24 protein-coding genes and 2 tRNA genes are annotated in these 24,625 nt (G+C 69.9%); 12 read left to right on the forward strand and 14 right to left on the reverse strand.

Annotation, left to right across the window (positions count from 1 at the left end; translation table 11 throughout):
- Positions 1–15: 15 nt before the first annotated feature.
- The 3 genes from DFR41_RS12195 to DFR41_RS12205 form a co-directional block, all read right to left on the reverse strand.
- A tRNA-Leu gene (locus DFR41_RS12195) sits at positions 16–106 on the reverse strand.
- A 43-nt stretch (positions 107–149) separates the two neighbouring features.
- Positions 150–223, reverse strand: a tRNA-Cys gene (locus tag DFR41_RS12200).
- Between the two features lie 104 nt (positions 224–327).
- Complete coding sequence (locus tag DFR41_RS12205) at positions 328–1,221, reverse strand: NAD(P)-dependent oxidoreductase (RefSeq protein ID WP_114802887.1); 894 nt, start codon at positions 1,219–1,221, stop codon at positions 328–330.
- A 204-nt stretch (positions 1,222–1,425) separates the two neighbouring features.
- Between DFR41_RS12205 and DFR41_RS12210 the strand changes: the two genes are divergently transcribed.
- Genes DFR41_RS12210 through DFR41_RS12225 form a run of 4 tightly spaced genes read left to right on the forward strand, consistent with a single transcriptional unit; the run spans position 1,426 to position 4,687 of the window.
- Entirely contained in the window at positions 1,426–2,481 is a 1,056-nt protein-coding gene (locus tag DFR41_RS12210; protein WP_244917727.1) for an acyl-CoA dehydrogenase family protein, read from the forward strand.
- Entirely contained in the window at positions 2,478–3,263 is a 786-nt protein-coding gene (locus DFR41_RS12215) for a PIG-L deacetylase family protein (protein WP_244917728.1), read from the forward strand. Before DFR41_RS12210 ends, DFR41_RS12215 begins: the two co-directional genes overlap by 4 nt.
- 21 nt (positions 3,264–3,284) lie before the next feature.
- Positions 3,285–3,920 carry a methyltransferase gene (locus DFR41_RS12220; RefSeq protein WP_114802888.1) on the forward strand — a complete coding sequence of 212 codons (636 nt, stop codon included), beginning with the start codon at positions 3,285–3,287 and terminating at the stop codon, positions 3,918–3,920.
- Positions 3,917–4,687, forward strand: a complete 771-nt coding sequence (locus DFR41_RS12225) for a glycosyltransferase family 2 protein (RefSeq protein ID WP_114802889.1) — start codon at positions 3,917–3,919, stop codon at positions 4,685–4,687. Before DFR41_RS12220 ends, DFR41_RS12225 begins: the two co-directional genes overlap by 4 nt.
- Positions 4,688–4,768: 81 nt before the next feature.
- On the opposite strand, the gene parC is transcribed toward DFR41_RS12225, so the two are convergent.
- The 4 genes from parC to DFR41_RS12250 form a co-directional block, all read right to left on the reverse strand.
- Complete coding sequence (gene parC, locus DFR41_RS12230) at positions 4,769–7,138, reverse strand: DNA topoisomerase IV subunit A (protein WP_114802890.1); 2,370 nt, start codon at positions 7,136–7,138, stop codon at positions 4,769–4,771.
- Positions 7,139–7,338: 200 nt separating this feature from the next.
- On the reverse strand, positions 7,339–8,304 hold the full coding sequence (locus DFR41_RS12235; protein WP_170159361.1) for a transglycosylase SLT domain-containing protein: 966 nt from the start codon (positions 8,302–8,304) through the stop codon (positions 7,339–7,341).
- Between the two features lie 56 nt (positions 8,305–8,360).
- Complete coding sequence (locus tag DFR41_RS12245) at positions 8,361–10,337, reverse strand: DNA topoisomerase IV subunit B (protein ID WP_114802891.1); 1,977 nt, start codon at positions 10,335–10,337, stop codon at positions 8,361–8,363.
- 68 nt (positions 10,338–10,405) lie between these two features.
- A complete protein-coding gene (locus DFR41_RS12250; protein WP_114802892.1) occupies positions 10,406–10,990 on the reverse strand; it encodes a Uma2 family endonuclease in 585 nt (194 codons plus the stop codon).
- Between the two features lie 130 nt (positions 10,991–11,120).
- Here DFR41_RS12250 and DFR41_RS12255 point away from each other — a divergent pair, with 130 nt between their 5' ends.
- From DFR41_RS12255 to DFR41_RS12275, 6 genes are all read left to right on the forward strand, one after another.
- Positions 11,121–12,335, forward strand: coding sequence for an MFS transporter (locus DFR41_RS12255; RefSeq protein ID WP_114802893.1), 1,215 nt, complete (start codon positions 11,121–11,123; stop codon positions 12,333–12,335).
- A complete protein-coding gene (locus DFR41_RS27685) occupies positions 12,332–12,481 on the forward strand; it encodes a hypothetical protein (RefSeq protein WP_017761867.1) in 150 nt (49 codons plus the stop codon). Before DFR41_RS12255 ends, DFR41_RS27685 begins: the two co-directional genes overlap by 4 nt.
- On the forward strand, positions 12,478–13,071 hold the full coding sequence (locus DFR41_RS12260; protein WP_114802894.1) for a class I SAM-dependent methyltransferase: 594 nt from the start codon (positions 12,478–12,480) through the stop codon (positions 13,069–13,071). The genes DFR41_RS27685 and DFR41_RS12260 overlap by 4 nt, the downstream gene beginning before the upstream one ends.
- A 1-nt stretch (position 13,072) precedes the next feature.
- Positions 13,073–13,999 carry a 4-hydroxy-tetrahydrodipicolinate synthase gene (dapA, locus tag DFR41_RS12265; protein ID WP_425326700.1) on the forward strand — a complete coding sequence of 309 codons (927 nt, stop codon included), beginning with the start codon at positions 13,073–13,075 and terminating at the stop codon, positions 13,997–13,999.
- 118 nt (positions 14,000–14,117) lie between these two features.
- Positions 14,118–15,206: an outer membrane protein assembly factor BamC gene (gene bamC, locus DFR41_RS12270; RefSeq protein WP_043117943.1), complete on the forward strand. Its 1,089-nt coding sequence runs from the start codon at positions 14,118–14,120 to the stop codon at positions 15,204–15,206.
- A gap of 3 nt (positions 15,207–15,209) precedes the next feature.
- Positions 15,210–15,989 (forward strand): MBL fold metallo-hydrolase, encoded by a 780-nt coding sequence (locus DFR41_RS12275; RefSeq protein ID WP_244917729.1) that lies wholly within the window; start codon positions 15,210–15,212, stop codon positions 15,987–15,989.
- 42 nt (positions 15,990–16,031) lie between these two features.
- Here DFR41_RS12275 and DFR41_RS12280 read toward each other — a convergent pair whose 3' ends face one another.
- From DFR41_RS12280 to DFR41_RS12290, 3 genes are all read right to left on the reverse strand, one after another.
- Entirely contained in the window at positions 16,032–17,516 is a 1,485-nt protein-coding gene (locus DFR41_RS12280; RefSeq protein ID WP_114802895.1) for a putative bifunctional diguanylate cyclase/phosphodiesterase, read from the reverse strand.
- 214 nt (positions 17,517–17,730) lie between these two features.
- Positions 17,731–18,012: a hypothetical protein gene (locus DFR41_RS12285; RefSeq protein ID WP_114802896.1), complete on the reverse strand. Its 282-nt coding sequence runs from the start codon at positions 18,010–18,012 to the stop codon at positions 17,731–17,733.
- Between the two features lie 201 nt (positions 18,013–18,213).
- The gene (locus tag DFR41_RS12290) at positions 18,214–19,341 is read right to left on the reverse strand and encodes a JmjC domain-containing protein (RefSeq protein WP_114802897.1); all 1,128 of its coding nucleotides are present in this window, start codon (positions 19,339–19,341) and stop codon (positions 18,214–18,216) included.
- Positions 19,342–19,358: 17 nt separating this feature from the next.
- Here DFR41_RS12290 and DFR41_RS12295 point away from each other — a divergent pair, with 17 nt between their 5' ends.
- Positions 19,359–19,883 carry an FKBP-type peptidyl-prolyl cis-trans isomerase gene (locus DFR41_RS12295; protein WP_043117948.1) on the forward strand — a complete coding sequence of 175 codons (525 nt, stop codon included), beginning with the start codon at positions 19,359–19,361 and terminating at the stop codon, positions 19,881–19,883.
- An 89-nt stretch (positions 19,884–19,972) separates the two neighbouring features.
- Here DFR41_RS12295 and DFR41_RS12300 read toward each other — a convergent pair whose 3' ends face one another.
- The 4 genes from DFR41_RS12300 to coaBC all read right to left on the reverse strand — a co-directional run bounded on the left by DFR41_RS12300 (position 19,973) and on the right by coaBC (position 22,812).
- A complete protein-coding gene (locus DFR41_RS12300) occupies positions 19,973–20,491 on the reverse strand; it encodes a glycine zipper 2TM domain-containing protein (RefSeq protein WP_425326698.1) in 519 nt (172 codons plus the stop codon).
- A gap of 163 nt (positions 20,492–20,654) precedes the next feature.
- A complete protein-coding gene (gene dut, locus DFR41_RS12305; protein ID WP_114802898.1) occupies positions 20,655–21,104 on the reverse strand; it encodes a dUTP diphosphatase in 450 nt (149 codons plus the stop codon).
- Positions 21,101–21,565 carry a hypothetical protein gene (locus DFR41_RS27360; RefSeq protein WP_147284343.1) on the reverse strand — a complete coding sequence of 155 codons (465 nt, stop codon included), beginning with the start codon at positions 21,563–21,565 and terminating at the stop codon, positions 21,101–21,103. Before DFR41_RS27360 ends, dut begins: the two co-directional genes overlap by 4 nt.
- 20 nt (positions 21,566–21,585) lie before the next feature.
- On the reverse strand, positions 21,586–22,812 hold the full coding sequence (coaBC, locus tag DFR41_RS12310; protein WP_114802899.1) for a bifunctional phosphopantothenoylcysteine decarboxylase/phosphopantothenate--cysteine ligase CoaBC: 1,227 nt from the start codon (positions 22,810–22,812) through the stop codon (positions 21,586–21,588).
- A gap of 133 nt (positions 22,813–22,945) precedes the next feature.
- On the opposite strand from coaBC, the gene DFR41_RS12315 reads away from it, so the two are divergent.
- Complete coding sequence (locus DFR41_RS12315) at positions 22,946–24,616, forward strand: CTP synthase (RefSeq protein ID WP_114802900.1); 1,671 nt, start codon at positions 22,946–22,948, stop codon at positions 24,614–24,616.
- The last annotated feature ends 9 nt before the right edge of the window (positions 24,617–24,625 follow it).

The following is a 24,625-nucleotide window of genomic DNA, read 5'->3' on the forward strand; positions in this document are numbered from 1 at the left end:
TGTTCTGTGTGAAGGTGGTGCCCGGAACCGGGGTCGAACCGGTATGCCGTCTTTCAACGGCGACGGATTTTAAGTCCGCTGTGTCTACCAATTTCACCATCCGGGCGGCGTGGGCGGACGATAGCAGGAGCGTCGACGAGGGTGTGGGGTGGAGGCGCGATCCGGAGTCGAACCGGACTGACCGGATTTGCAATCCGGGGCATAACCGCTTTGCTATCGCGCCGCTGGGAGACCTTCGGCACAGGTGAGGCGGCAAGCGCCTGCTGCAGTTCCGAAGAGCCTCGCAGTATATAGCGTTTTCTGGCCGTTTCCGATGCTGCCGGCAGCTCAGCGTGCCTTGCCGCCAGACTCCGCCAGCAAGGCGACCAGTTCGGGTACCAGGCACTGCACGCCGCCCTGCTCCACGGCGCCGGCATAGGTGCCATAGACGGCCTCGGCAATGCGCTGCGCGGCGTCGAAGCCGTCGGCCATCTGCGTGTAGTAGCCCAGGTCCTTCTGCGCGTTCGACATGGCAAAGCGCAGGCCGCTGGTGTCGCCGTTCAGGATGAAGGGCTTGAGCCGCTCCAGCGCCACGCCGCCGCCGCCACCTTTGGCGAGCACGTCGACGAAGACGTCCGCCGACACGCCCGCGCGCCGCGCGCAGGCGGCGGCCTCGGCGATCAGCGCCACCGAGCCCAGCGAGACATAGTTGTGCAGCAGCTTCATGCCGTGGCCGGCACCCACGCCGCCAGCGTGCGTGATGTTCTCGGCAAAGCAGGCCAGCAGCGGGCGGCATTCGTCGAACAGCGCCGCATCGCCGCCGACCAGCAGGTTGAGCCGGCCTTCGGCGGCTTCCTTGGGCGTGCGGGTCATGGGCGCGTCCAGGAAGCGCCCGCCGGTCTGCTGCACGGCCTTGGCCATGCGCAGCGTCGAATCGGGGATGGAGGTGGAGCAGTCGATGATGACCGTGCCGGGCTTGATGGCCTTGAGCAGGCCGCCATCGCCGACGAGCACGGCCTCGACCTGCGGCGAGCCGGTGACGCAGAGGATGACGTAGTCGGCGTCGGCCACCAGCGCGGCGGGCGTGGCCGCCGTGCGGGCGCCAGCGGCCAGCAGGGCATCGAGGGGCTGGTTGCCGGGGTGCTCCAGCACGGTGAGCTGGTGGCCGTGCTTCACCAGGTTGGTGGCAATGCCGTGGCCCATCAGGCCGATGCCGATCATGCCGAGGCGAAGGGGGTTCATGCGGAGGATCTCCAGTGGGATGCAGGGCGACGAGAAAAAGTCGCAGCCCGCCATTGTGCGGGGCCGCCCGCCCGCACCCCGTCTCGCACTGAAGCGGGCAGCGCGACCGCACCCGCGCCTACACCGCCAGCGCACCCGCACCGACCAACGCCGCCCGCGCGGACCGACCCGGACAGCGCGTGCCAGAACTTAGTGTCCAGCGCGATGACCGATGCCTTCTTTTCCTCGTCGCCCCTGGCCGAACCGCCCGAGCGCGTACTCGGCCGGCTGCTGGAAGACTCGGGCACCGCTGCATTGACACTGGACCATCTGGTCGGCGAAGGGCTGGACGCGCTGCCCCTCCCCGGCCATGGCAGCACGCTGCTGCGCTGGCAATGGCTCGCCGCCGTGGCAGGCCACGACCTCAATCTCGCCAAGCTGTACGAGGGCCACACCGACGCCCTCGCCATCCTGGACGAGCTGCGCGGTCCGCCCCGCCCCGAAGGCAGCCTGTGGGGCACCTGGTGCGCCGAGCCACCCAGCGCCCGGCTGCGCTTTGAACACGCGCCGGGCGGCCAGTTGCGGCTGCACGGGCCCAAGGCCTGGTGCTCGGGCGCCCGGCAGCTCACGCATGCACTGGTGAGTGGCTGGTACGACGACGGTCAGCCCGGGCTGGCAGCCGTGGAGATGCACGCGCTCGGCGTGACCATCGGCAGCCAGCACTGGCACGCCGTGGGCATGGGCCCGACGGACACGGCCCAGGTGGATTTCGACGGCGTGCTCGCCACACCCGTGGGCGCGCCGGGCGACTACGTGAACCGGCCCGGTTTCTGGCAGGGCGGCGCGGGCATCGCCGCCTGCTGGTGGGGCGCCGCGGCTGCCGTGGCGGCGCGCATGCGCAAGCACCTGCGCCAGGGCCGGCCCAACGCCCACCAGCAGGCGCATCTGGGCGCGGCCGAAGCGCTGCTGTGCGCCTGCGCGGCGCTGCTGCGCGAAAGCGCTTCGTGGATCGACACCCACCCCACCGACGACGCCCAGGCCACGGCCCTGCGCGCACGGCTGGCCGTCGAGCATGCGGCGAGCGCGGTGATGCAGCACGCAGGCCGCGCGCTGGGCGCAGGCCCGCTGTGTACCGACGCCCGTCTGGCGCGCCTGATGGCGGACCTGCCCGTGTTCATGCGCCAGAGCCATGCCGAGCGCGACGAAGCCGGGCTGGGCACGCTGGCCCTTCTGGCCGACGACGGAACGCCTGCCGCCTTCGGCGGCTGGTGCGCGCTGTGAACAGTCCCGCCCTGGCCGATCCGACGGCCACGCGCCACATCGGCCCTGGCGATGGCACGCCCGAATGGCAATGGGCGCGCTGCAGCCGCCTGGCGGCCGTGCCCTTCGCGCAGTTCAGCGACCTGGTGCCGGCCGATGCCCGGGCCGTGGTGGTGGCACCGCATCCCGACGACGAGGTGCTGGCCGCGGGCGGCCTGCTGGCGCTGGCGACGCAGATCGGCCGCTCCATCGCGCTGGTGGCCGTCACCGATGGCGCGGCCAGTCACCCGGCCTCGCGCCTGTGGCCGGCCGAGCGCCTGGCCGCGGAGCGCCCGCGCGAGACGCTGGCGGCGCTGGCGGCGCTGGGCGCGCATCCGCAGGCGATGGTGCGCCTGGGCCTGCCCGACGGCGGGCTCGCCGCGCAGGAGGCGGAACTCGCCCGCCAGCTGCAGGCAGTGCTGCGTCCGCGCGACGTGGTCATCACCACCTGGCAGTTCGACGGCCATCCGGACCACGAAGCCACCGGCCGTGCCGCCGCGCAGGCGGCCCGCGCCGTGGGCGCCCGCTGCCTGCAGGCACCCGTGTGGGCCTGGCACTGGGCCCGCCCCGGCGACGCGCGCATGCCCTGGGCACGCGCGCAGCGCCTGCCCCTGCCGGCTGCCATCGCGCGCCGCAAGCAGGCAGCCATGCGCGCCTTCGCGAGCCAGCTGGCGCCCGACCCGAGCACCGGCGCCGGCCCCGTGCTGCGGGCCACGACCGTGGCGCGTGCCGATCGCCCCTTCGAGGTGTTCTTCCTGCCCTGAGAGTCCGGAAAGCCGCTTGTGATGCCCTCCTTCCATGCCCATACCGCCGCCGATCACCCCGAGAGCGGGCAGCGCTATTTCGACGACATCTATGCGCAGCAGGACGACCCCTACGGCCTGCGCACCCGCTGGTACGAGCGCCGCAAGCGCGATGTGCTGCTGGCCGCCCTGCCCCGCCCGCGCTTTCGGCGCGGCTACGAACCCGGCTGCGGCGCCGCGGAGTTGAGCGCCGCGCTCGCCACGCGTTGCGACGCCCTGTTGTGCAGCGACTTCCATCCCCGCGCGGTGGCCACGGCCGCCAAACGCCTCTCCGGCCATACGCATGTGCGGGTCGAACAGCGCACGCTGCCGCAGGACTGGCCCGCGGCCGAGCGCTTCGACCTCATCGTGCTCAGCGAAGTGAGCTACTTTCTGCCTCGCATCGACGTGGCCCGCGTGGCGCACTGCTGCACCGCCACGCTGGCGCCCGACGGTGTGCTGGTGGCCTGCGACTGGCGGCCGGACTTCGAGGGCCGCCGCACCGCCACCGCCGAAGTGCACCGCGTGCTGGAAGGGCTGGGCCTGTACCGCGTCGTCCGCCACGAGGAGGACGACTTCCTGCTGCACGTGTGGCAGCGCGAGCGCCGCTCCGTGGCGCAGCAGGAGGGCGTGCGTTGATCGGTGTGGCCATTCCAGCCCACGACGAGGAGGCCCACATTGCCGCCACGTTGGCCGCCGTGCGCGTTGCGGCGGCCCATCCGGACCTGCAGGGCGAGGCGGTGCGCGTGGTGGTGGTGCTGGACGCCTGTGCAGACGGCACCGCGCGTCTGGCCCGCCATGCCGGCGCCTGGACGCTGCCCATCGAGGCGCGCAACGTCGGCACGGCGCGAGCCACCGGCGCCGACTGGCTTCTGGCCGCGGGCGCGCGCTGGCTGGCCTTCACCGATGCGGACACGCGCGTCGATGCGCGCTGGCTGGCCGCGCAACTGGCGCTGCAGGCCGACGCCGTGTGCGGCAGCGTGGCCGTGGACGACTGGTCGGCGCACGGCCCCCTGGCCGACCGGCTGCAGGCCCACTTCGACCACCACTACTGCGACGCCGACGGTCACCGCCACATCCACGGTGCCAACCTGGGCGTGAGTGCCGAGGCCTACCGGCGCGCTGGAGGCTTTGCGCCGCTGCACTGCAGCGAGGACGTGGCGCTGGTGGAGGCACTGGCGCGCACCGGCGCCCGCATTGCCTGGAGCGCCCTGCCCCGCGTGTGGACCAGCGCCCGCCCGCAGGCGCGTGCGCGCGGCGGCTTCGGCGACACGCTGCTGGCGATGGCGCGCAGCCTCAGCGAGGTCCTGCCCGCCGTTCCCGTGCCCGACGTTGCTGACGTGTCTCCGTCGCTCGGCGCGCGGCTTCTTCCTTCTCCCGCTTGCGCTCGCGCCGCCGCGCGCTGAGCTTGCGGCCGAGCCAGAAGCTCACGAGGCCGGCCACGGCGCCGAGCACCAGGCCGACGGTGCTGAAGTCGATGCCACCCATCACAGCACCCTTTGGACCCAGTCGGGCGTGAAAGTGAACGAACCCGGCTTGCCCTTGCGCCCGCGTGTGCCGCCCGCGTTGTTGAGCGTGCGGATGTCCAGCTGCTCGTCGCGCCGCTTGCCTCGGAAGTCGCCTTCGATGCGGATGCTGCGGGCGTAGGCCGCCGCGCCCGCCAGCCGCGCCTTGGGCGCCAGGTCCATCAACGTCAGGCCGCGGCCGCCCTTGGGCAGCAGCTTCAATTCGGCGATGTCGAAGGTCAGGATCTGCCGGTCGCTCGCGACGCAGCACACGTGCGTGGCGGCAGGCAGCGGCTCGGTGCCGGCCGCGCCGCCCACCAGGCTGGGGCGACAGAGCTGGTCGCCTTCCGCCACGTCCATGAAGGCCTTGCCGCTGCGGTGGCGCGACATCATGTGCTCGATGGCGGCGATGAAGCCGAAGCCGCCGGTGCTCGACAGCAGCAGTTGGGCCGTCGGCGGCCCGGCGAAGAAGTGCGCCACCTGCGTGCCGGCCTCCAGCTCGATCATGGTGGTGACGGGCTGCCCGTCGCCGCGCCCGCCGGGCAGGCTGGCCACCGGCACGGTGTAGACGCGCACCGAGCCGCCCTTGGCGGTGCCGAAGACCAGCAGCGTGTCGACCGTGCGGCATTCGAAGGCGCCGTAGAGGCTGTCGCCGGCCTTGAAGGCATAGTCGGCCTTCTCGGGGTTCCAGCCCTTCTGCGTGCGTACCCAGCCCTTCTGCGACACGATCACCGTCACCGGCTCGTCCAGCACCTTGACCTCGGCCACGGCGCGCTTGTCGGCCTGGATGAGCGTGCGGCGCGGGTCCTCGAAGGTCTTGGCGTCGTGCTCGATCTCCTTGACCAGCAGGCGGCGCAGCGCGGCCGGGCTGCCCAGGATCTCTTCGAGCTTCTTCTGCTCGTCGCGCAGCTTGGCCAGCTCCTGCTCGATCTTGATGGCTTCGAGCCGGGCCAGCTGCCGCAGCCGGATTTCGAGGATGTCCTCGGCCTGCCGGTCGCTGAGGTTGAAACGGGCGATCAGCGCGGCCTTCGGGTCTTCCGCCGCACGGATGATGGCGATCACCTCGTCGATGTTGAGCAGCACCAGCTGCCGGCCTTCGAGGATGTGGATGCGGTCCAGCACCTTGTCGAGCCGGTAGCGCGAGCGCCGCTCGACCGTGCGGGCACGGAAGGCGATCCACTCTTCCAGCATCTGGCGCAGCGACTTCTGCGTCGGCTTGCCGTCCAGGCCCACCTGCGTGAGGTTGATGGACGACGAGGTCTCCAGCGAGGTCTGCGCCAGCAGCGTGGCGATGAACTCTTCCTGCGGAATGCGCGAGGTCTTGGGCTCGAAGACCAGGCGCACCGGCGCGTCCTTGCTGGACTCGTCGCGCACGGCGTCGAGCACCGCCAGCAACGCGGCCTTGACCTGTTGCTGCTCGGTGGTGAGCGCCTTCTTGCCGGCCTTGACCTTGGGGTTGGTCAGCTCCTCGATCTCTTCGAGCACCTTCTGGTTGCTCACGCCCGGCGGCAGCTCGGTGACCACCACCTGCCACTGGCCGCGGGCCAGTTCCTCGATCTTCCAGCGGGCGCGCACCTTGAGCGAGCCACGGCCGGTGCGGTAGGCGTCGGCGATGTCGGCCGGGCTGCTGATGATCTGCGCGCCGCCCGGGTAGTCGGGGCCGGGGACGAGGGCGAACAGCTCCTCGTCGCTGAGCTGGCCATTGGCCTTGATCATGGCCACGCAGGCGTCGGCCACCTCGCGCAGGTTGTGGCTGGGGATCTCGGTGGCCAGGCCCACGGCGATGCCGCTCGCGCCGTTGAGCAGCACGAAGGGCAGGCGCGCCGGCAACTGGCGCGGCTCGTCGGTGGAGCCGTCGTAGTTGGGCACGAAGTCCACCGTGCCCTCCTCGATCTCGTCGAGCAGCAGCGAGGTGATGCGCGCCAGCCGCGCCTCGGTGTAGCGCATGGCCGCCGCGCCGTCGCCGTCGCGGCTGCCGAAGTTGCCCTGACCGTCGATCAGCGGATAGCGCTGGGCGAAGTCCTGCGCCATGCGCACGAGCGCGTCGTAAGCCGCCTGGTCGCCGTGCGGGTGGAAGCGGCCGAGCACGTCGCCGACCACGCGCGCGCTCTTCACCGGCTTGGCGCCGACGGTGCCGTTGGCACCGCCGAAGCCCAGGCCCATGCGCGACATCGAGTACAGGATGCGGCGCTGCACCGGCTTCTGGCCGTCGCACACGTCGGGCAGCGCGCGGCCCTTGACCACGCTCAGGGCGTATTCGAGGTAAGCGGTCTGGGCGTAGTCGGCCAGGGTCAGGCTGTTCGGGTCCTCGGGCTCGGCCAGGGCCTGGGGGGCTTGGGTGTCGTCGTCCATCGTCTTGCGGAAAGTCGGGTTCTGGCGGGCGGCTGCATCAGGCAGCCGTCGGTCGTTGGGGTGGTTTGCGTTCTGCTACGGGTGGGCAGCGCAGAAGGGCGGGCTCAGCGTGAAGGGCCATCGCCTCCGCGGCCACCGGGCTGCGGCCTCGGTGCACGAAGCATCCCGCCGAGCGGCGGGCCGGCATCGGTCATGGCGCACTACTCGGCGCCAGCGTCGCGCTCGGCAGAGGGCGGCGCAATTTCCATGCGCACGCGCGTGGCGGGCTTGCCGGCGCGGTTCACGCTGGCCGTGAGCACACGCGAGGAGCCCGAGGGCTTGAGGTGCGCGTAGAGCTGCATCACCGTCTTCACGTAGTTCTGCGTCTCGCGGTAGTCGGGAATGCGGCGGCCGGCGCGCTGCACGGCACCCTCGCCCGCGTTGTAGGCAGCCAGGGCGAGTTCCATGCTGCCGTCGAACATCTTGAGAAGGTCGCTGAAGTAGCGGCTGCCGGCGGCGATGTTGATGCGTGGGTCGGTCAGCTTGTGGGCCACCGTCTGCTTGGCGTCGGCACGCACCCCGTAGCGCTCGGCGGTGGCGGGCATCAGCTGCATCAGGCCGACGGCGCCCTTGGGCGAGACGGCGTCGATGTCGAAGCCGGATTCGGCCGCCATCAGCGCGTGCAGCAGCGATTCGTCCAGGCCATGCTTGCGCGCGGCCTCGCGCAGCGCCGTCTGCGCGGCGGGCGAGAGCGGCGGCTTTTCGACCAGCGCCAGCAGGCCCTTGCGCGGCGGCTCGCCGGCGGGCGCGGCCGCGGGGGGCAGCGGACGACGGCGGTCGATGGGATTCCAGCGGCTGTTGAGAACCTCGCCGTCGCGCACGATCAGCTCGTAGCGCTCATCGGCCCGGGTGTCGGCGAAATGCGGCTGGCCCTGGGGATCGAGGTAGCCGTAGACGGTGCCGCTCGCGGCGGCGCCGGTGCGGCGGGTCAGCAGTTGCTGCAGCGCCTGCGCCGCCTCGGCGGGCACCGCGTCGTCGGCGCCGAACCTGCCGGCCGTGTCGTCGCGCAGCACCAGCTGGTAGCGGGCATCGAGCTTCTCGGCCGAGAAATGGGCGACGCCGCGCTCGTCGGTGTAGCCGTAGAGGGCGGCGTGTGCCGACGCCACGCCCAGACAGAGCGCAACCATGGCCAGCGGCCTGGCCCATGCGCGTAGACGCGAAGACGGCGTGACAGCCCGTGCACTCATACGTCGATCTCGACGTCGTCCGCGCGCAGTTCCATCAGCTCGCGGCGGGCGGCGGCCTCGCCCTTGCCCATGAGCTTGGTGATCTCGCCCTGCGTATGGCTGAAGTCCAGCCGGCCCAGGCGCACCTGCAGCAGGCGGCGGGTGTCGGGGTTGAGCGTGGTCTCCCACAGCTGCTCGGCGCTCATCTCGCCCAGGCCCTTGAAGCGGCTGATGCTCCACTTGCCTTCGGCCACGCCATCCTTGCGCAGCTTGTCGAGGATGGCCGTCAGCTCGGCCTCGTCCAGCGCATAGAACTTGGCGGCCGGCTTCTTGCCGCGGGCCGGCGCGTCGACGCGGAACAGCGGCGGCCGCGCGACGTACACGTGGCCCGCGTCGATCAGCTTGGGGAAGTGACGGAAGAAGAGCGTGAGCAGCAGCACCTGGATGTGCGAGCCGTCCACGTCCGCATCGGACAGGATGCAGACCTTGCCGTAGCGCAGGCCCGACAGGTCGGGGGTGTCGTTGGGGCCGTGCGGATCGACGCCGATGGCCACGGACATGTCGTGGATCTCGGTGTTGGCGAACAGGCGGTCGCGCTCCACTTCCCAGGTGTTGAGCACCTTGCCGCGCAGGGGCAGGATGGCCTGGCATTCCTTGTCGCGGCCCATCTTGGCGCTGCCGCCGGCGGAGTCGCCCTCGACCAGGAAGAGCTCGTTGTGGCCGATGTCGCGGCTTTCGCAGTCGGTGAGCTTGCCGGGCAGCACGGCCACGCCGGAGCCCTTGCGCTTCTCGACCTTCTGGCCGGCGCGCTGGCGCGTCTGCGCGGCCTTGATGGCGAGTTCGGCCAGCTTCTTGCCGTAGTCGACATGCTGGTTGAGCCACAGCTCCAGTGCCGGCCGCACGAAGCTGGACACCAGCCGCACGGCGTCGCGCGAGTTGAGCCGCTCCTTGATCTGGCCCTGGAACTGCGGGTCTAGCACCTTGGCCGACAGCACGTAGCTGGCGCGGGCGAAGACATCCTCCGGGAGCAGCTTGACGCCCTTGGGCAGCAGCGAATGCAGCTCGATGAAGCTCTTGACGGCGTTGAACAGGCCGTCGCGCAGGCCGCTTTCGTGCGTGCCGCCGGCGCTGGTGGGAATCAGGTTGACGTAGCTCTCGCGCACCGGCTGGCCTTCTTCGGTGAAGGCGACGCACCATTCGGCGCCCTCGCCCTCGGCGAAGGTTTCGGTGTTCTTGTCGGCATGGCCGGCACCCTCGAAGAGCGGGATCACCGGGTCGGCGGTGAGCGTCTGCATGAGGTAGTCGCGCAGGCCGCCCTTGTAGAGCCACTGCTGCGTCTCGCCGCTCTTCTCGACCGTCAGGCTGACGGCCACGCCGGGCATCAGCACGGCCTTGCTGCGCAGCAGGTGCGTGAGCTCGCCCATGGGGAAGGCGGACGATTCGAAGTACTTGGCGTCGGGCCAGGCGCGGACGGTGGTGCCCTGCCTGCGGTCGCCGCTGCCCTGCGCGCGCAGCTGCAGCGGCTCGATCACGTCGCCGGCGCCGAAGACGAGGCGGGCCACCTGGCCCTCGCGGTGCGACACGACCTCCAGCCGCGTCGACAGCGCATTGGTCACCGACACACCCACGCCATGCAGGCCGCCCGAGAAGCTGTAGGCGCCGCCCTGGCCCTTGTCGAACTTGCCGCCGGCGTGCAGCCGGGTGTAGACCAGTTCGATGACGGGGGCCTTTTCTTCGGGATGCAGGCCGAAGGGAATGCCGCGGCCATCGTCCTCCACACTGACCGAGCCGTCGGTGTGCAGCGTGAGCTTGATCTTCTTGCCGAAGCCGGCCAACGCCTCGTCGGCGGCGTTGTCGATCACTTCCTGGATGATGTGCAGCGGGTTGTCGGTGCGGGTGTACATGCCCGGCCGCTGCTTGACGGGCTCCAGGCCCTTGAGGACGCGAATGGAACCTTCCGAGTAGCCGGAAGGCGTCTTGCTGGGGGTTGCCATGGCGGCGGATTGTAGTCACGGCCCACGGCCTGGACTGGATGCCCATCCAGCCTCTGCGGAAAGCCGCCTCAGGGCAGGCCGGCGAACAGCGCGGCGGCGGGCAGGCGCAGGTCGAGGCTGGCGAGCGATACGTCATCGCCCTGCTCCCACGGCCGCAGCCCCCACAGGCCATCTGTGCCTCGGCGGTAGAGGTCGACGCAGTGCCGACGCGCATCGATCAGCATGTATTCGCGCAAGGACGGCAGGCGGCGGTAATGGGCAAAGCGCACGCCCGGGTACACGCTGCCGGCGCCCGGGGACGGAACATCGGCGATCACGAAGGGCTCGGCGGTGGGCGTGCGTCCAGGACGGGTGCGGCCGGCGCAGCTGACCACGACGTCCGGATAGAGGTACGCCGCGGCGGCAGGCACATACACCCGCATGTCGCCCATGTGCGCCTTGCACTCGGTTCCGCGCAGATGCGCATTCAATGCATCCGCCAGATTGCGCGTCACCATCGCACGCGGGTCCACGCGCTCGAAAGGCTCCGTCTCGACGTCCTCCTGCATCGCGTAGAGCCGACCCTCCACGTATTCATGCGCGCGCGCCTGGGTCGGCGCCCAGGCCAAATAGTCCGCCTCGGTCATCCGCGGCGTGTCGAATGGCTGTGCCATTTCCTTCTCCCTGATCGTCTAGCCGCCGCGATGCTAGCGACAGCAAAGTCCAGACAGACCGCCGACAATGCGCCGCGCCCCTCGCGGGCCGCAATAGATCACAACACTCAGCAAGAGACGCCCCCCTTCCATGTCCTCCCCCACCGCCAACCTTTCGATGCGCCAGGTGCTGATCTGCGGCGCGATGGTCGTGACCCTGTCCATGGGTATCCGCCACGGTTTCGGCCTGTGGCTGCAGCCGATCACGCAGGACCAGGGCTGGACCCGCCAGACCTTCTCGCTAGCCATCGCCATCCAGAACCTGGCCTGGGGCGTGGCCGGGGTGTTCGCCGGCATGCTGGCCGACAAGCTCGGCGCCTTCCGCGTACTGCTGATGGGAGCGGTGCTCTATGCGGCCGGGCTGGCGGGCATGGCCCTGTCGCCCACGCCGCTGGTGTTTGCGCTCACGGCCGGCGTGCTGATCGGCATGGCGCAGGCGGGCACCACCTACGCCGTCGTCTACGGCGTCATCGGCCGCCAGTTGCCGGCGGAACGGCGCTCCTGGGCCATGGGCGTGACGGCGGCGGCCGGCTCCTTCGGCCAGTTCTTCATGGTGCCGGTCGAGGGCCAATTGATCCTGCAACTGGGCTGGAAGAGCGCCCTGCTGGCGCTGGCCGCCCTGGCACTGGTGATCGTGCCGCTGGCCTTCCTGCTGCGTGAGCCGGCCCACACGACCGGCGCGGGCCGGCGCGAGCAGACCATTGCCCAGGCCGTGGCCGAGGCCTTCCGCTACCCCAGCTTCGTTCTGCTGATGGCCGGCTACTTCGTCTGCGGCTTCCAGGTGGTGTTCATCGGCGTGCACATGCCCAGCTACCTCAAAGACCATGGTCTGGCGCCCCAGGTGGCGAGCTACGCGCTGGCGCTGATCGGGCTGTTCAACGTGATCGGCACCTACACCGCCGGCGTGCTGGGGCAGCGCTTCGCCAAGCGCAAGATCCTGGCCGCCATCTACCTGGGACGGGCGGTGGCCATCAGCCTCTTCCTGCTGGCGCCGCTGACGCCGACCTCGGTCTATGTGTTCTCGGCCGTGATCGGTGCGCTGTGGCTGTCCACGGTGCCGGCCACCAACGCCATCATTGCCCAGATCTTCGGCGTGGCCCACCTGTCGATGCTGGGCGGTTTCGTCTTCCTCAGCCACCAGGTGGGCTCCTTCCTGGGGGTGTGGCTGGGCGGCTACCTCTACGACCGCACGGGCAGCTACGACATCGTCTGGTACATCGCCATCGCGCTGGGCATCTTCGCGGCGCTGGTGAACCTGCCCGTCAACGAGCGCGCCATCGAGCGGCGCGGGCTGCAGCCGGCATGAAGCAGCGCCGCGACCCTGCCGCGCTCGGCCGCCGCATGGCGGCCTGGGGCATCGCCGCCGTGGCGCTCACGGGCGTCTTCCTGCTGTATGCGCAGCCGGACTTCCTGGTGCTGCTGGGCAACCAGATCTGGACCTGCTTCGGATGAGCACGACAGGCCCGCAGTCGCCGCAGCCCCTGGCGCCGCCCTCGCCCTGGGTGCAGCGCTGGGCCCATCTCATTCCCGCGGGCGGACGGGTGCTCGACGTGGCCTGCGGGGCGGGCCGGCACCTCTTCTGGCTGCAGGGCCAGGGCCATGCACTGACCGGCGTCGACCGCGATCCCGCCGCCATCGCCGCCCTGGCGCCCCTGGCACAGGCCGGCGCCGAGATCGTGCAGGCCGACATCGAGGACGGCCCCTGGCCCTTCGAGGGGCGCCAGTTCGACGCCGTGGTCGTCACGAACTACCTCTGGCGCCCCCTGCTGCCCCGCATCGTGGCGGCTGTGGCGCCCGGCGGCGTGCTGCTGTACGAGACCTTCGCGGCCGGCAACGAAACCGTCGGGCGCCCCTCGCGGCCCGAATTTTTGCTCGCGCCGGGCGAGCTGATCGCCGCCAGCGCCGGGCTACGGGTGGTGGCCTACGAAGACGGTTTCCTGCCCTCGCCCGAGCGCTTCGTGCAGCGCATTGCCGCCGTCCGGCCCCGGCCCGAAGAAACCCTTGCGCGACATCGCCTCGGTCCCTCCCAGGTCGCTGGCTAGAATCCGCGGTTCCGCGTTCACCGACAAAGAGAGTCCCTTGGAGCAACTGACTGGCAGCATCGTCGCGCTCGTCACGCCGATGCATGAAGACGGTAGCGTCGACTACGACGCGCTTCGCAAGCTCATCGACTGGCACATCGCCGAGGGCACCGACTGCCTGGGCGTGGTCGGCACCACGGGCGAATCGCCCACGGTGGACGTCGAAGAGCACTGCGAAATCATCCGCGTCACCGTCGAGCAGGCCGCCGGCCGCGTGCCGGTGATGGCGGGCTGTGGCGCCAATTCCACCCGCGAAGCCATCGAACTGGCCCGCTACGCCAAGGGCGTGGGCGCCGATTCGCAGCTGCAGGTGGTGCCCTACTACAACAAGCCCACGCAAGAGGGCCAGTACCAGCACTTCCGCGCCATCGCCGAGTCGGTGGGCGACCTGCCCATGGTGCTGTACAACGTCCCCGGCCGCACGGTGGCCGATATGGCCCACGACACGGTGTTGCGCCTGGCCCAGATTCCCGGCATCGTCGGCATCAAGGAAGCCACTGGCAATATCGAGCGTGCGCAGTGGCTGATCCGCGAGGCGCCCAAGGGCTTCTCCATCTATTCCGGCGACGATCCGACCGCCGTGGCACTGATGCTCTGCGGCGGCCACGGCAACGTGAGCGTCACCGCCAACGTCGCGCCGCGCCAGATGCACGAGTTGTGCGTGGCGGCCATCGCCGGCGATGCGCGCCGGGCCATGGAGATCCAGCTGTCGCTGCTGCCGCTGCACCGGGCGCTCTTCGTCGAGCCCAATCCGATCCCCGTCAAGTGGGCGCTGCAGCGCATGGGCCGCATCGGTGCCGGGCTGCGCCTGCCGCTCACGCCCCTGGCCGGTTCCCAGCACGCCGCGGTCGAAGGCGCCCTGCGCCAATGCGGCGTGGTGTCCGGCTGACACAAAGCTCAAGATTCGGCAACCTTTTGCCGCCCGGGCACTCCATCTGTCCCATGCGGCTGCCGTCGCCTCGACGGGCCGCCTGATTACCTCCCTCTCTTCGCCGAAGGAAGACGACTTGAACACCCCTTTGCGATTCGCCGTGCTGGCCCTGGCCACCAGTCTGGCCGCGTGCTCCGTCCTGGAGTCCGACAAGATCGACTACAAGAGCGCCGGCAAGGCCCCCACGCTGGAGGTGCCACCTGACCTGACCCAGCTCTCGCGCGACAACCGTTACGCCATTCCTGGCGGCGTCGTCTCGGCCAACGCCTATGAGGCCGGCCGTGCCAACGCCCCGGGCATTCCCACGGCCGTCGACAAGATCGGCGACGTGCGCATGGAGCGCGCGGGCAACGAGCGCTGGATCGTGGTCGACCGCCCGCCCGAGCAGTTGTGGGACACGGTGCGCGACTTCTGGATGGAGAACGGCTTCCTGCTGACCAGCGAACAGCGCAACCTGGGCATCATGGAAACCGACTGGGCCGAAAACCGGGCCAAGCTGCCGCAGGATCCGATCCGTTCCATGCTGGGCAAGGTGATCGACTCCGTCTACTCCACGGGCGAGCTCGACCGCTTCCGCACCCGCATGGAGCGCACCTCGAAGGGCACGGAGATCTACATCAGCCACCGCGGCATGCAGGAGGTCTACACCAACCAGCGGCAGGACCAGACCGTCTGGCAACCGCGCGCCGTGGACCCCGAACTCGAGACCGAATTCCTGCGCCGCCTGATGGTCAAGCTCGGCGTGACCCAGGAGCAGTCGCGCGCCGCGGCCGCTTCCGTGGCCGCTGCGCCCCAGGCCCGCGCCGCCACCATCGGCAACATCAACGGGCAGCCGGTGCTGCAGGTGGCCGACGGCTTCGACCGCGCCTGGCGCCGGGTCGGCCTCTCGCTGGACCGCACGGGCTTCACCGTGGAAGACCGCGACCGCTCGGCCGGCGTCTACTACGTGCGCTACGTGACGCCCAATCCCGACCGCAAGGAACCGGGCATCTTCGGCAAGCTCTTCAGCCGCGACAGCAAGACCGAGGCGCCGATGAAGTACCGCATCCGCGTGCAGTCGGAAGGCGACAAGAGCACGGTGACGGTGCTGAACGAGGCCGGTGCGCCGGAGAAGTCGGACAACGCCCAGCGCATCGTGCGCGTGCTGGCCGACGACCTGAAGTAAGGCGTGGCGCTGCGCTTTCGCAGCCTCGGCAGCGGCAGCAGCGGCAACGGCACGCTGGTGGAGGTGCGCAGCGAGTCGCGCACCTCGCGCCTGCTGATCGACTGCGGCTTCAACCTGCGCCAGCTCGACCAGCGGCTGGCGCGCGAAGGCCTGCAGGCGCGCGACATCGATGCCGTCTTCGTCACGCACGAGCACGGCGACCACATCGGCTGCGCCCATGCGCTGTCGCAGCGCGAAGGCATCGATGTCTGGATGAGCGAAGGCACCTGGCTCGCCACTGGGGCCCCCGACTATGCGGGGCGCCTGCACCTGGCCCGGGATGGCGAGGCCATCGAGGTGGGCGAATTGCAGGTCCAGCCCTTCACCGTGCCCCACGATGCCCGAGAGCCCCTGCAGCTGCGCTGCACCGACGGTGCCCGCACTCTCGCCGTCTTGACCGACCTGGGCCATGCCAGCGCCCACGTCATGGCGCGGCTGGCCGGCGTGGACGCCCTGCTGCTGGAGTTCAACCACGACGTGGCGCTGCTGTCGCAGTCGCGCTATCCGCCCTTCCTCAAGCGCCGCGTCGGGGGCAACTATGGGCACCTGTCCAACACCGCGGCGTCCGAGATCGCCCGGACCGTGAACCACGGCGGCCTGCGCCATGTGGTGGCGGCCCATCTGTCGGAGCAGAACAACCGGCCGGACCTGGTGCGCCAGGCCATGGCCGAGGCGCTCGGTGCCGCCGCCCACGAGATGCTGGCGGCCGACGCCGCCGAGGGCTCGCCCTGGCTCGACGCTTGAGCGATGAGCCCTGGGGCGCCGGTGGCAGCCCCGCGCCGCACTTCACAGGCCAGAGAGCCGGGTGCTCATGAACAGCGACTCGCTGAAGGGCAGGGATTCGGGCCCGTCGGCGCTGCCGCTGTTGATCATGCCGGTCATTTCCTCGGCCGAGATCGGCTTCGAGAACAGGAAGCCCTGAAGCTCGTCGCAGCCCATCAGCATCAGCAGCTCGCACTGGCCCTGCGTCTCCACGCCCTCGGCCACCACCTTCAGGTTAAGCGCCTTGCCCAGGCTGACGATGGACGCGGCGATGGAGCGCGCGTCCTCGCTGTGCTCGAGATCGGCCACGAAGGCGCGATCCACCTTCAACTCCGAGGCGGGCAGGCGCCGCAGGGCGGCGAGGCTGGAATAGCCCGTGCCGAAGTCGTCGATGGAGACATGCAGGCCCAGCGAGCGCATGCGCTCGAAGGTGGCCGTGGCGGTGTCGGTGTGCTGCATGGCCACCGATTCGGTGATCTCGCAGGTGAAGCGGTTGGGCTGCAGGCCGTGGCGCTCCAGGCACTGGGCGATGTGGTCGACCAGGTCTTCCTCCTGCATCTGCAGTGCGGAGATGTTGACCGCCACGCGCATGCGCAGCCCCATCGCCCGCCAGGACGCGGCCACACGGCAGGATTCCTCGATCACCCACCGGCCCAGCATGCCCATCAGGCCGGCGGACTCCGCCATGGGCACGAACACGGCCGGCGCCACGTTGCCGCGCACCGGATGCTGCCAGCGCAGGAGCGCCTCGGCCGCGGTGATCTGCAGGGACTGGGCATCGACCTTGGGCTGGAAGAGCAGGCGCAGCTCCTTGTTCTCCACCGCCGCGCGCAGGTCGTTCACGAAGAAGGCCTGCGCCCGCGCCTCCTCGGCGAAGGCGGGGTCGTAGACGCAGACCTTGCCCTCGCCATTGAGCCCGGCGCCCGCACGTTCGGCGGCCAGAGAGGCGAATTCGATGAGCCGGCCGCGATCCTCTGGAGCGCCCGCCATGGCCACACCGAGCGAGGCGACGAGGATCACTTGACCCTTGGCGGACTGCACCGGCAACGCCAGTTGCTCGAACGCCAGCTCGGCCACTTCGAGCAGGTCGGCACGGTTGCCAGGGATCGCCAGCGCGAACTCGCCCCCTTCCAGGTGCGCGGCCGTCGCGCCCGGCGGCAGACAGCCCGACAGGCGCTGGGCGGCGAGCTTGACGATGAAGTCGCCGAATTCCTGGCCAAAGGCCTGCCGCATGCGCCGGAAGTGGTCCAGCAGCACCACGACGACCCCGTGAGAGCCGACACCCGCCAGATCGTCGAGCGAAGCATCGAGCCCCTTGCGGTTGCGCAGGCCCGTCAGGGCGTCGCCCCACTCCAGCTCATGCTTCTGTAGCGAGACCGCCTGCAACTCGCGCCGGATGCCCGCCGACTTCCAGCGCTCCCGCATCATCAGCAGCAGCGCGACGAGCGCGGCCAGCAGGCTCAATCCGATCAGGCCGAGCGAAACCTCGTCGAAGGCAGCGACTTTCATCGGAAGGACAGGCGAAACGGAAGGACGTCAGGGAGTCATCCAGATGATCGTCACTTTCGATCAGCTGAATCGAAGCGTGTCTACATTTATCAACAATTTACAACTTATGTCGCATTTAATGTGAGCAGACTGTGTCGCTGACGCGCACGCCGCCCGACCGACGCGCGCCTGAACCGACGGCCTCTAGAGGCCGTCACCCGTCGCCGCAAGCGGTTCAGAGGCCCAGGATGGAGGCCGGGAAACCAGGGCGGCCCCGCGCGAAGGCATCGTCCATGCGATGCCGCAGCGACTCGACGGCCGCCTGTGCACCGCTGCTGCTGCCGCGGCTGAGCACGGGGTCGTGCCGCTCGACCGTCCAGCCCGGCGTCCACAGCCCGCTGGGCAGGTCGGCGGCATCGCTGTCGGCGCAGATCCGGCACTCGACGATGTGGTCCCAGCGCTGGCGCCAGACGACGAAGCGCGGATGGCGCTCCCGCAGCAGGCGGTCGTCGCGCATCACCAGGCGCAGGCGGCGGGCGCTGCCGGCCCAGGCCTGGAGCGCCTGGATGACCGCGGCCTCGCCGAGCGGCCAGTCGGCGAATTGGGCATCGGCGCACCACAGCGTCGGCCAGGCCTCTTCTGCCGCGCGGCGAAGGCCTCGCGCAGCCGGTCGGCGAAGGCCGTGGGCCCGTCGAAGGGGCCCGCGCTGAGCCTCAACTCATCGGGCATGCACCCACCCAGCTTCGCACCAGTCGCCCAGCAGGGCCAGGGCCTCGGCGCTGGCCTTGGCCAGCTCGCGCGAACCCAGTTCGCGACGATCGGCCAACCGGCGCATCAGCACCGCATCGCGGCCGCCGGCCAGCAGGCTCTCGCCGTTGATGAAGACATGGCGCGCGTCGTAGAGCATGCGGGTGCGCCGGTCGAGCCGCACGACCTCGACGCGCTCCGGCCATTCGCCGGGATCGAACCAGACGTTGGGCTTGGGCTCGGTCAGGGACTCGCCCAGCGCGCAGTCGATGCGCGTGGACTGGGCCAGCGCCTTCTGGACGGCGTCGCGGGCAAAGGCCTGCAGCGCCTCGGGGATGGCGGCCGGCGACTCGGAGGCCGGTTGGCCGGGGTCGGCATAGCGCCGGCCGGGTGCTTCATCGTCCGAGACGATGTCGCCCAGCCGCATGAGCAGGTCGGACGCCAGTTCGGTCTGCGCGGGCGCGCGCAGGCCCACGGAGCAGGTCATGCAATCGCCACCCACGGCGACGCCGTCATGGGCATAGCGCGGCGGCAGGTAGAGCATGTCGCCGGGTTCGAGCACCTGGGTGTCCTCGGGCTCGAAATGGTCCAGGATCTTCAGAGGGGGGCCGGGGCGCAGCGTCAGGTCCTTCTGACGGCCCCAGGACCAGCGGCGGCGTCCGCTCACCTGCAGCAGGAAGACGTCGTAGCTGTCGAAGTGCGGGCCCACGCCCCCGCCATCGCTGGCATAGCTGATCATCACATCGTCCAGCCGGGCCTCGGGCAGGAAGCGGAAGGGTTGCAGCAGCGCGTGGATGTCGTCGTCGTGCAGGTCGACGCCTTGCACCAGCAGCGTCCATTCGGGGCGGCCCAGCGGCGGCAGGCTGCGCCGGGCAAAGGGGCCGTGGCGCAGGCGCCAGCCCTGGCGGGTGTCGTGGGTGACCAGGCGGGATTCCACGCCCTCCTCGCCAGCGAGTTCGAACAGGCGGGCGCGCGACATCGGCGGGGCCGTCATCGGCAGTGCCTGGCGCACCAGCAGGGGTTTCTTCTGCCAGTGGCGGCGCATGAAGGTGTCGGCGCTCAGTCCTCCGAGCAGGGGCAATCGTTGTGTCAGGGGCATGGTGGGAGAATTCTCATATGGAAATCACCCCCCAATGCGTGGTCGCCCTGACCTGGACCCTCAAGGACACCCTTGGCGAAACCCTGGACGTGCTCACCGAGCCCGTCGAATTCCTGGTGGGCGGCGACGACCTCTTCGATGCGATCGAGACAGCGCTGCAGGGCCACGGCCCCGGCGCCCGCGTGCAACTCCACCTGGAACCCGAACAGGCCTTCGGCGACTTCGACGAGCACCTGCTCTTCCTGGAGCCGCGTGCGCTGTTCCCGAAGGAAGTGGAGGAGGGCATGAGCTTCGACGGCGCCGCCCTGCCCTCCGGCGTCAACCCGGACATGCCGAAGAACGTGCTCTACACCGTGGCCGAGATCTACCCCGAGCACCTGGTGCTGGACGGCAACCATCCGCTGGCCGGCATCGCCCTGCGGCTGGACCTGACCGTCAATGCGGTGCGCGAAGCGACCGAGGAGGAGATCGGCCGCGGTACCGCCGGCACCGGCTTCTTCCGCTTCGCGCCGATGGCGCCGGGCAGCGACTCGCTGCACTGAGCGCCCTATTGGCCGCATCGCGACGACGCGTGCCATGAAGCACAAAGGCCGGCGCCCGAAGGGGCCGGCCTTTGTGCATTCAGGTGCGATCAGTAGCGCGAGATCTGGCCGCCGTCGATGCGCACCCGGTCGCCGATGCGCAGGTCGCCAGGGCTGGGCACATCGAAGCTGCGGTAGCTGCCATTGCTCATCTGCACCGAGACGCGATAGCTTTCGTAGACGCGGCCGGCGCCATTGCGTGCCTCGACCGCGTTGCCGGCCAGCGCGCCACCCACCACGCCCAGCATGGTGGCCGCCGCACGGCCGGAGCCATGGCCGATCTGGTTGCCCAGCACGCCGCCCACCAGGCCGCCCACCACGGCGCCGCCACCCGAAGGCGCCACGGGCGGCGTCTCGCTGCGCAACACCTCGATGTTGGCGACGATGCCGGTTTCGACATACACGGCCTGGTTGTAGGCAGGGGCCGCCGGGTACACCGGTGCCGCGGCGGGCTGATAGGGATAGCGGGTCTGGTACACCGGCACCGGCGTCACGCAACCGGCGAGCAGCGCGGCGGCGGTCAGGGCAACGGCCGGAACGGCCAGGGAGCGAATCTTGTTGTGAATCATGGTATGGATCCTCGACAGGCGGGCCTGCCCTCGGCTGATCGACTGCGCCGCCGCACCATGCGGCGTCGCGCGCGACCGCCCACCTCGGGGATTGGAGGCGGACGCGCGGCAAAGGTTCTGGAAGGCACCCTTGCTCACAGCCGAAACAACTTCTGGGAGATGCTTACAGCTTTCCGGTGGAGCCGTAACCCCCGGCACCCCGCTGGGTATCGGCATCGAAGGTCTCGACAACGCGGAACTGGGCCTGCACCACCGGCACGATCACCAGTTGGGCCAGGCGCTCCATGGGTTCGACGACGAACGGCGTCTGGCTGCGGTTCCAGGCACTGACCTTGAGCTCGCCCTGGTAGTCGCTGTCGATCAGGCCGACGAGGTTGCCCAGCACGATGCCGTGCTTGTGGCCGAGGCCCGAGCGGGGAAGGATCAGGGCCGCACAGCCAGGGTCGGCCAGGTGGATGGCCAGCCCCGTGCCGATGAGCTCGCAGGCGCCGGGCGCCAGCGTCAGGGGGTCCGCGAGGCAGGCACGCAGGTCCATGCCGGCGCTTCCGGGCGTGGCATAGGTGGGCAGTTGCTGGGCCATTCGCGCGTCGAGCACGCGCACGTCGATCTTCATGGGGAGGACTGTCTTCGAGGGTTGGGCCGTGCGGCAGTGCCGCCGGCGGGAGGTGGGGGTTTGCCGTTCTGGGGGCCTTGACGAAGGCCGGCCAGCAACTGGCGGGCGGCCGGCACTGCAGCGCCGCGCCGGACAAAGCGTTTGAACACCGCGGCACCGAGGGCTGCCAGCAGCACGAGGACGCCGACAGGGGCGCCAATGGCCCACAGCACGAGAAGGCCAGCGATTCCCGCCGCGGCCCAGCCCGCCACGCCCGGCGCCGCCGACAGGTCGCCCGGCGCGCTGCGCGCGCCAGGCGAAGAAGTCGCACCCGGCGACGCAGCGCCGGGCGGCATCGATGCTGCGGCTGCCGAAGGTCGATCCTGTCGCGCGTGGACACGCTGCAGCGACTCGGCCGTCAACTGCTCGACATAGCGCACGAAATCGCCATTGCGGGGCGTGTTCCAGTCGGTCTCGTTCATCGGCAGAAGGATGGGAAGCCTCAGCCGCGCCAGGGCCGCAGCCGGACGGCGATTTCGGAGGCGAGTTCGCGGGCGAGCGCGAGCTTGGAGGCTCGCGGCAGTTCTCGTGCGCCGTGCTCGTCAACAAGCAGCAGGCTGTTGTCGTCCTGGCCGAAGGTCAGCGGCCCGATGTTGCCCACCAGCAGCGGAATGCCCTTGCGCAGGCGCTTGGCCTTGGCATGTTCGAGCAGGTTTTCGCTCTCGGCCGCGAAGCCGACGCAGAACAGTTGCCGCCCGCGCGCCCGCTCGCCCTGCGCGACGGTGTGCAGGATGTCGGGGTTCTCGACGAAGCGCAGCACCGGCGTCTGGCCGCTGCCGTCCTTCTTGATCTTGTGCATCTGCGGATCGGCCGGCCGCCAGTCGGCCACCGCCGCGGTCGCCACGAACACCGAGGCATCGGCCACGGCCGCCTGCACGGCCTGCAGCATCTGCTGGGCCGAAGCCACGTCCACGCGCTGCACGCCGCGCGGCGTGGGAAGGTGCACCGGGCCGGCCACCAGCGTGACGCGGGCGCCGGCCTCGCGCGCGGCGCGGGCGATGGCGAAGCCCATCTTGCCGGAGGAATGGTTGGTGATGCCGCGGATCGGGTCCATGGCCTCGAAGGTGGGGCCGGCGGTGACCACCACATGCTCGCCCAGCAGGACCTTGGGCTGGAAGTGGGCCACGACCTCTTCGAGCAGTTCGGCCGGCTCCAGCATGCGGCCGTCGCCGGCCTCGCCGCAGGCCTGCCAGCCCTGGCCCACACCCAGCACCAGGGCACCGTCGTCGGCCAGCTGGCGCAGGTTGCGCTGGGTGGCCGGATGGGCCCACATCTCGCGGTTCATGGCCGGCGCCACCAGCAGCGGCACGCGCTGCAGGGGCCGGGCGAGGCACAACAAGCTGAGCAACTCGTCCGACCGGCCCTGCACCAGTCGCGCGATGAAGTCGGCACTGGCCGGCGCCAGCACGATCGCGTCGGCTTCACGGCCAAGGTTGATGTGCGGCATGTTGTTGGCCTGCCGTGCATCCCATTGCGACAGATACACGGGTTGGCCGGACAGGGCCTGCATCGTCACCGGTGTGATGAACTGCGTGGCCGCCTCGGTCATGACCACTTGCACCGTCGCACCAGCCTTGATGAACAGCCGGCACAGCTCGGCGGACTTGTAGCAGGCCACACCACCGGTGAGGCCCAGGAGGATGTGCTTGCCTGCCAGGTCTTGTTGCATCCGGGCAGTGTAGAGGGAGCGCCGCCCCGACCCGCCCTTGCGTCACGCGATGTGGCCGGACTGAAAAGAAGGCCTTGCCCGGCCGGTACAATCGCAATTTCCCATCCGCGGGCCATGGCGCCCGCGTCCGGCAATGACCAAATTCGTCTTCGTCACCGGCGGTGTGGTGTCGTCCCTCGGCAAGGGCATCGCTTCCGCCTCCCTCGCCGCCCTCCTCGAATCCCGCGGCCTCACGGTCACCCTCATCAAGCTCGATCCCTACATCAACGTGGATCCGGGCACGATGTCTCCCTTCCAGCATGGCGAAGTCTTCGTGACCGACGACGGCGCCGAGACCGATCTGGACCTGGGCCATTACGAGCGCTTCATCACGACGCGCATGCGCAAGTCCAACAACTTCACCACCGGACAGATCTACAAGTCGGTGCTGGAGAAGGAGCGCCGCGGCGACTACCTGGGCAAGACGGTGCAGGTGATTCCGCACGTCACCAACGAGATCCAGGAATACATCAAGCGCGGCGCCGGCATCGGCACGCCGCACGAGGTGCAGATCGCCATCGTCGAGATCGGCGGCACGGTGGGCGACATCGAATCCCTGCCCTTCCTCGAGGCCGTGCGCCAGATGAGCCTGAAGGCCGGCCCCAACAACAGCGCCTTCGTGCACCTGAGCTACCTCCCGTACATCGCGGCGGCCGGCGAGCTCAAGACCAAGCCCACGCAGCACACGGCGCAGAAACTGCGCGAGATCGGCATCCAGGCCGACGCTCTGCTCTGCCGCGCCGACCGGCCGATTCCCGACGAGGAGCGCGCCAAGATCTCGCTGTTCTCCAACGTGCCCGAATGGGGCGTGATCAGCATGTGGGACGTGGACACCATCTACAAGGTGCCGCGCATGCTGCACGAGCAGGGCCTGGATGGCCTCATCTGCGACAAGCTGCGCCTGAACACGCCGCCGGCCAAGCTGCAGCGCTGGGACGACCTGGTCTACGAGGTCGAGCATCCGCAGAAGGAAGTGACCATCGCCATGGTCGGCAAGTACGTCGACCTGTCGGACAGCTACAAGTCGCTCAACGAGGCGCTGCGCCACGCGGGCATGAAGAGCCATGCCCGCGTGAAGATCGAGTACCTCGACTCCGAGACGATCCAGCCCGACAACGTGGCACGCCTGGACAAGTACGACGCCATCCTGGTGCCGGGCGGCTTCGGCCAGCGTGGCGTGGAAGGCAAGATCTGCGCGGCCCGCTTCGCCCGCGAGAACAAGATCCCCTACCTGGGCATCTGTCTGGGCATGCAGGTCGCCACCATCGAATACGCGCGCAATGTGGCCGGCCTCAAGGGCGCCAACAGCACCGAGTTCGACCCCAACGCCAGCGTCCCGGTGATCGCGCTGATCACCGAATGGAAGGACGCCGACGGCACCATCAAGACGCGCACGGCCAAGTCCGACCTGGGCGGCACCATGCGCCTGGGCGCGCAGAGCTCCGACGTGATGCCCGGCACGCTGGCCCACAGCATCTACGGCGACGTGGTGACCGAGCGCCACCGCCATCGCTACGAGGCCAACGTCAACTACCTCGACCAGCTACGCCAGTCCGGCCTGGTCATCTCGGCCCTGACGCAGCGCGAGCAGCTGACCGAGATCGTCGAGCTGCCGCAGGACGTGCACCCCTGGTACATGGGCGTGCAGTTCCACCCCGAGTTCAAGTCCACACCGTGGGACGGCCATCCGCTGTTCAACGCCTTCGTGCGTGCAGCGCTGGCGCACCAGGGCTCGGACAAGAGCGCGCTGAAGGTCGTGGCCTGAGCGGCCGGC

The sequence above is a fragment of the Pseudacidovorax intermedius genome, from assembly GCF_003350475.1.
Lineage (GTDB): Bacteria > Pseudomonadota > Gammaproteobacteria > Burkholderiales > Burkholderiaceae_C > Xenophilus > Xenophilus intermedius.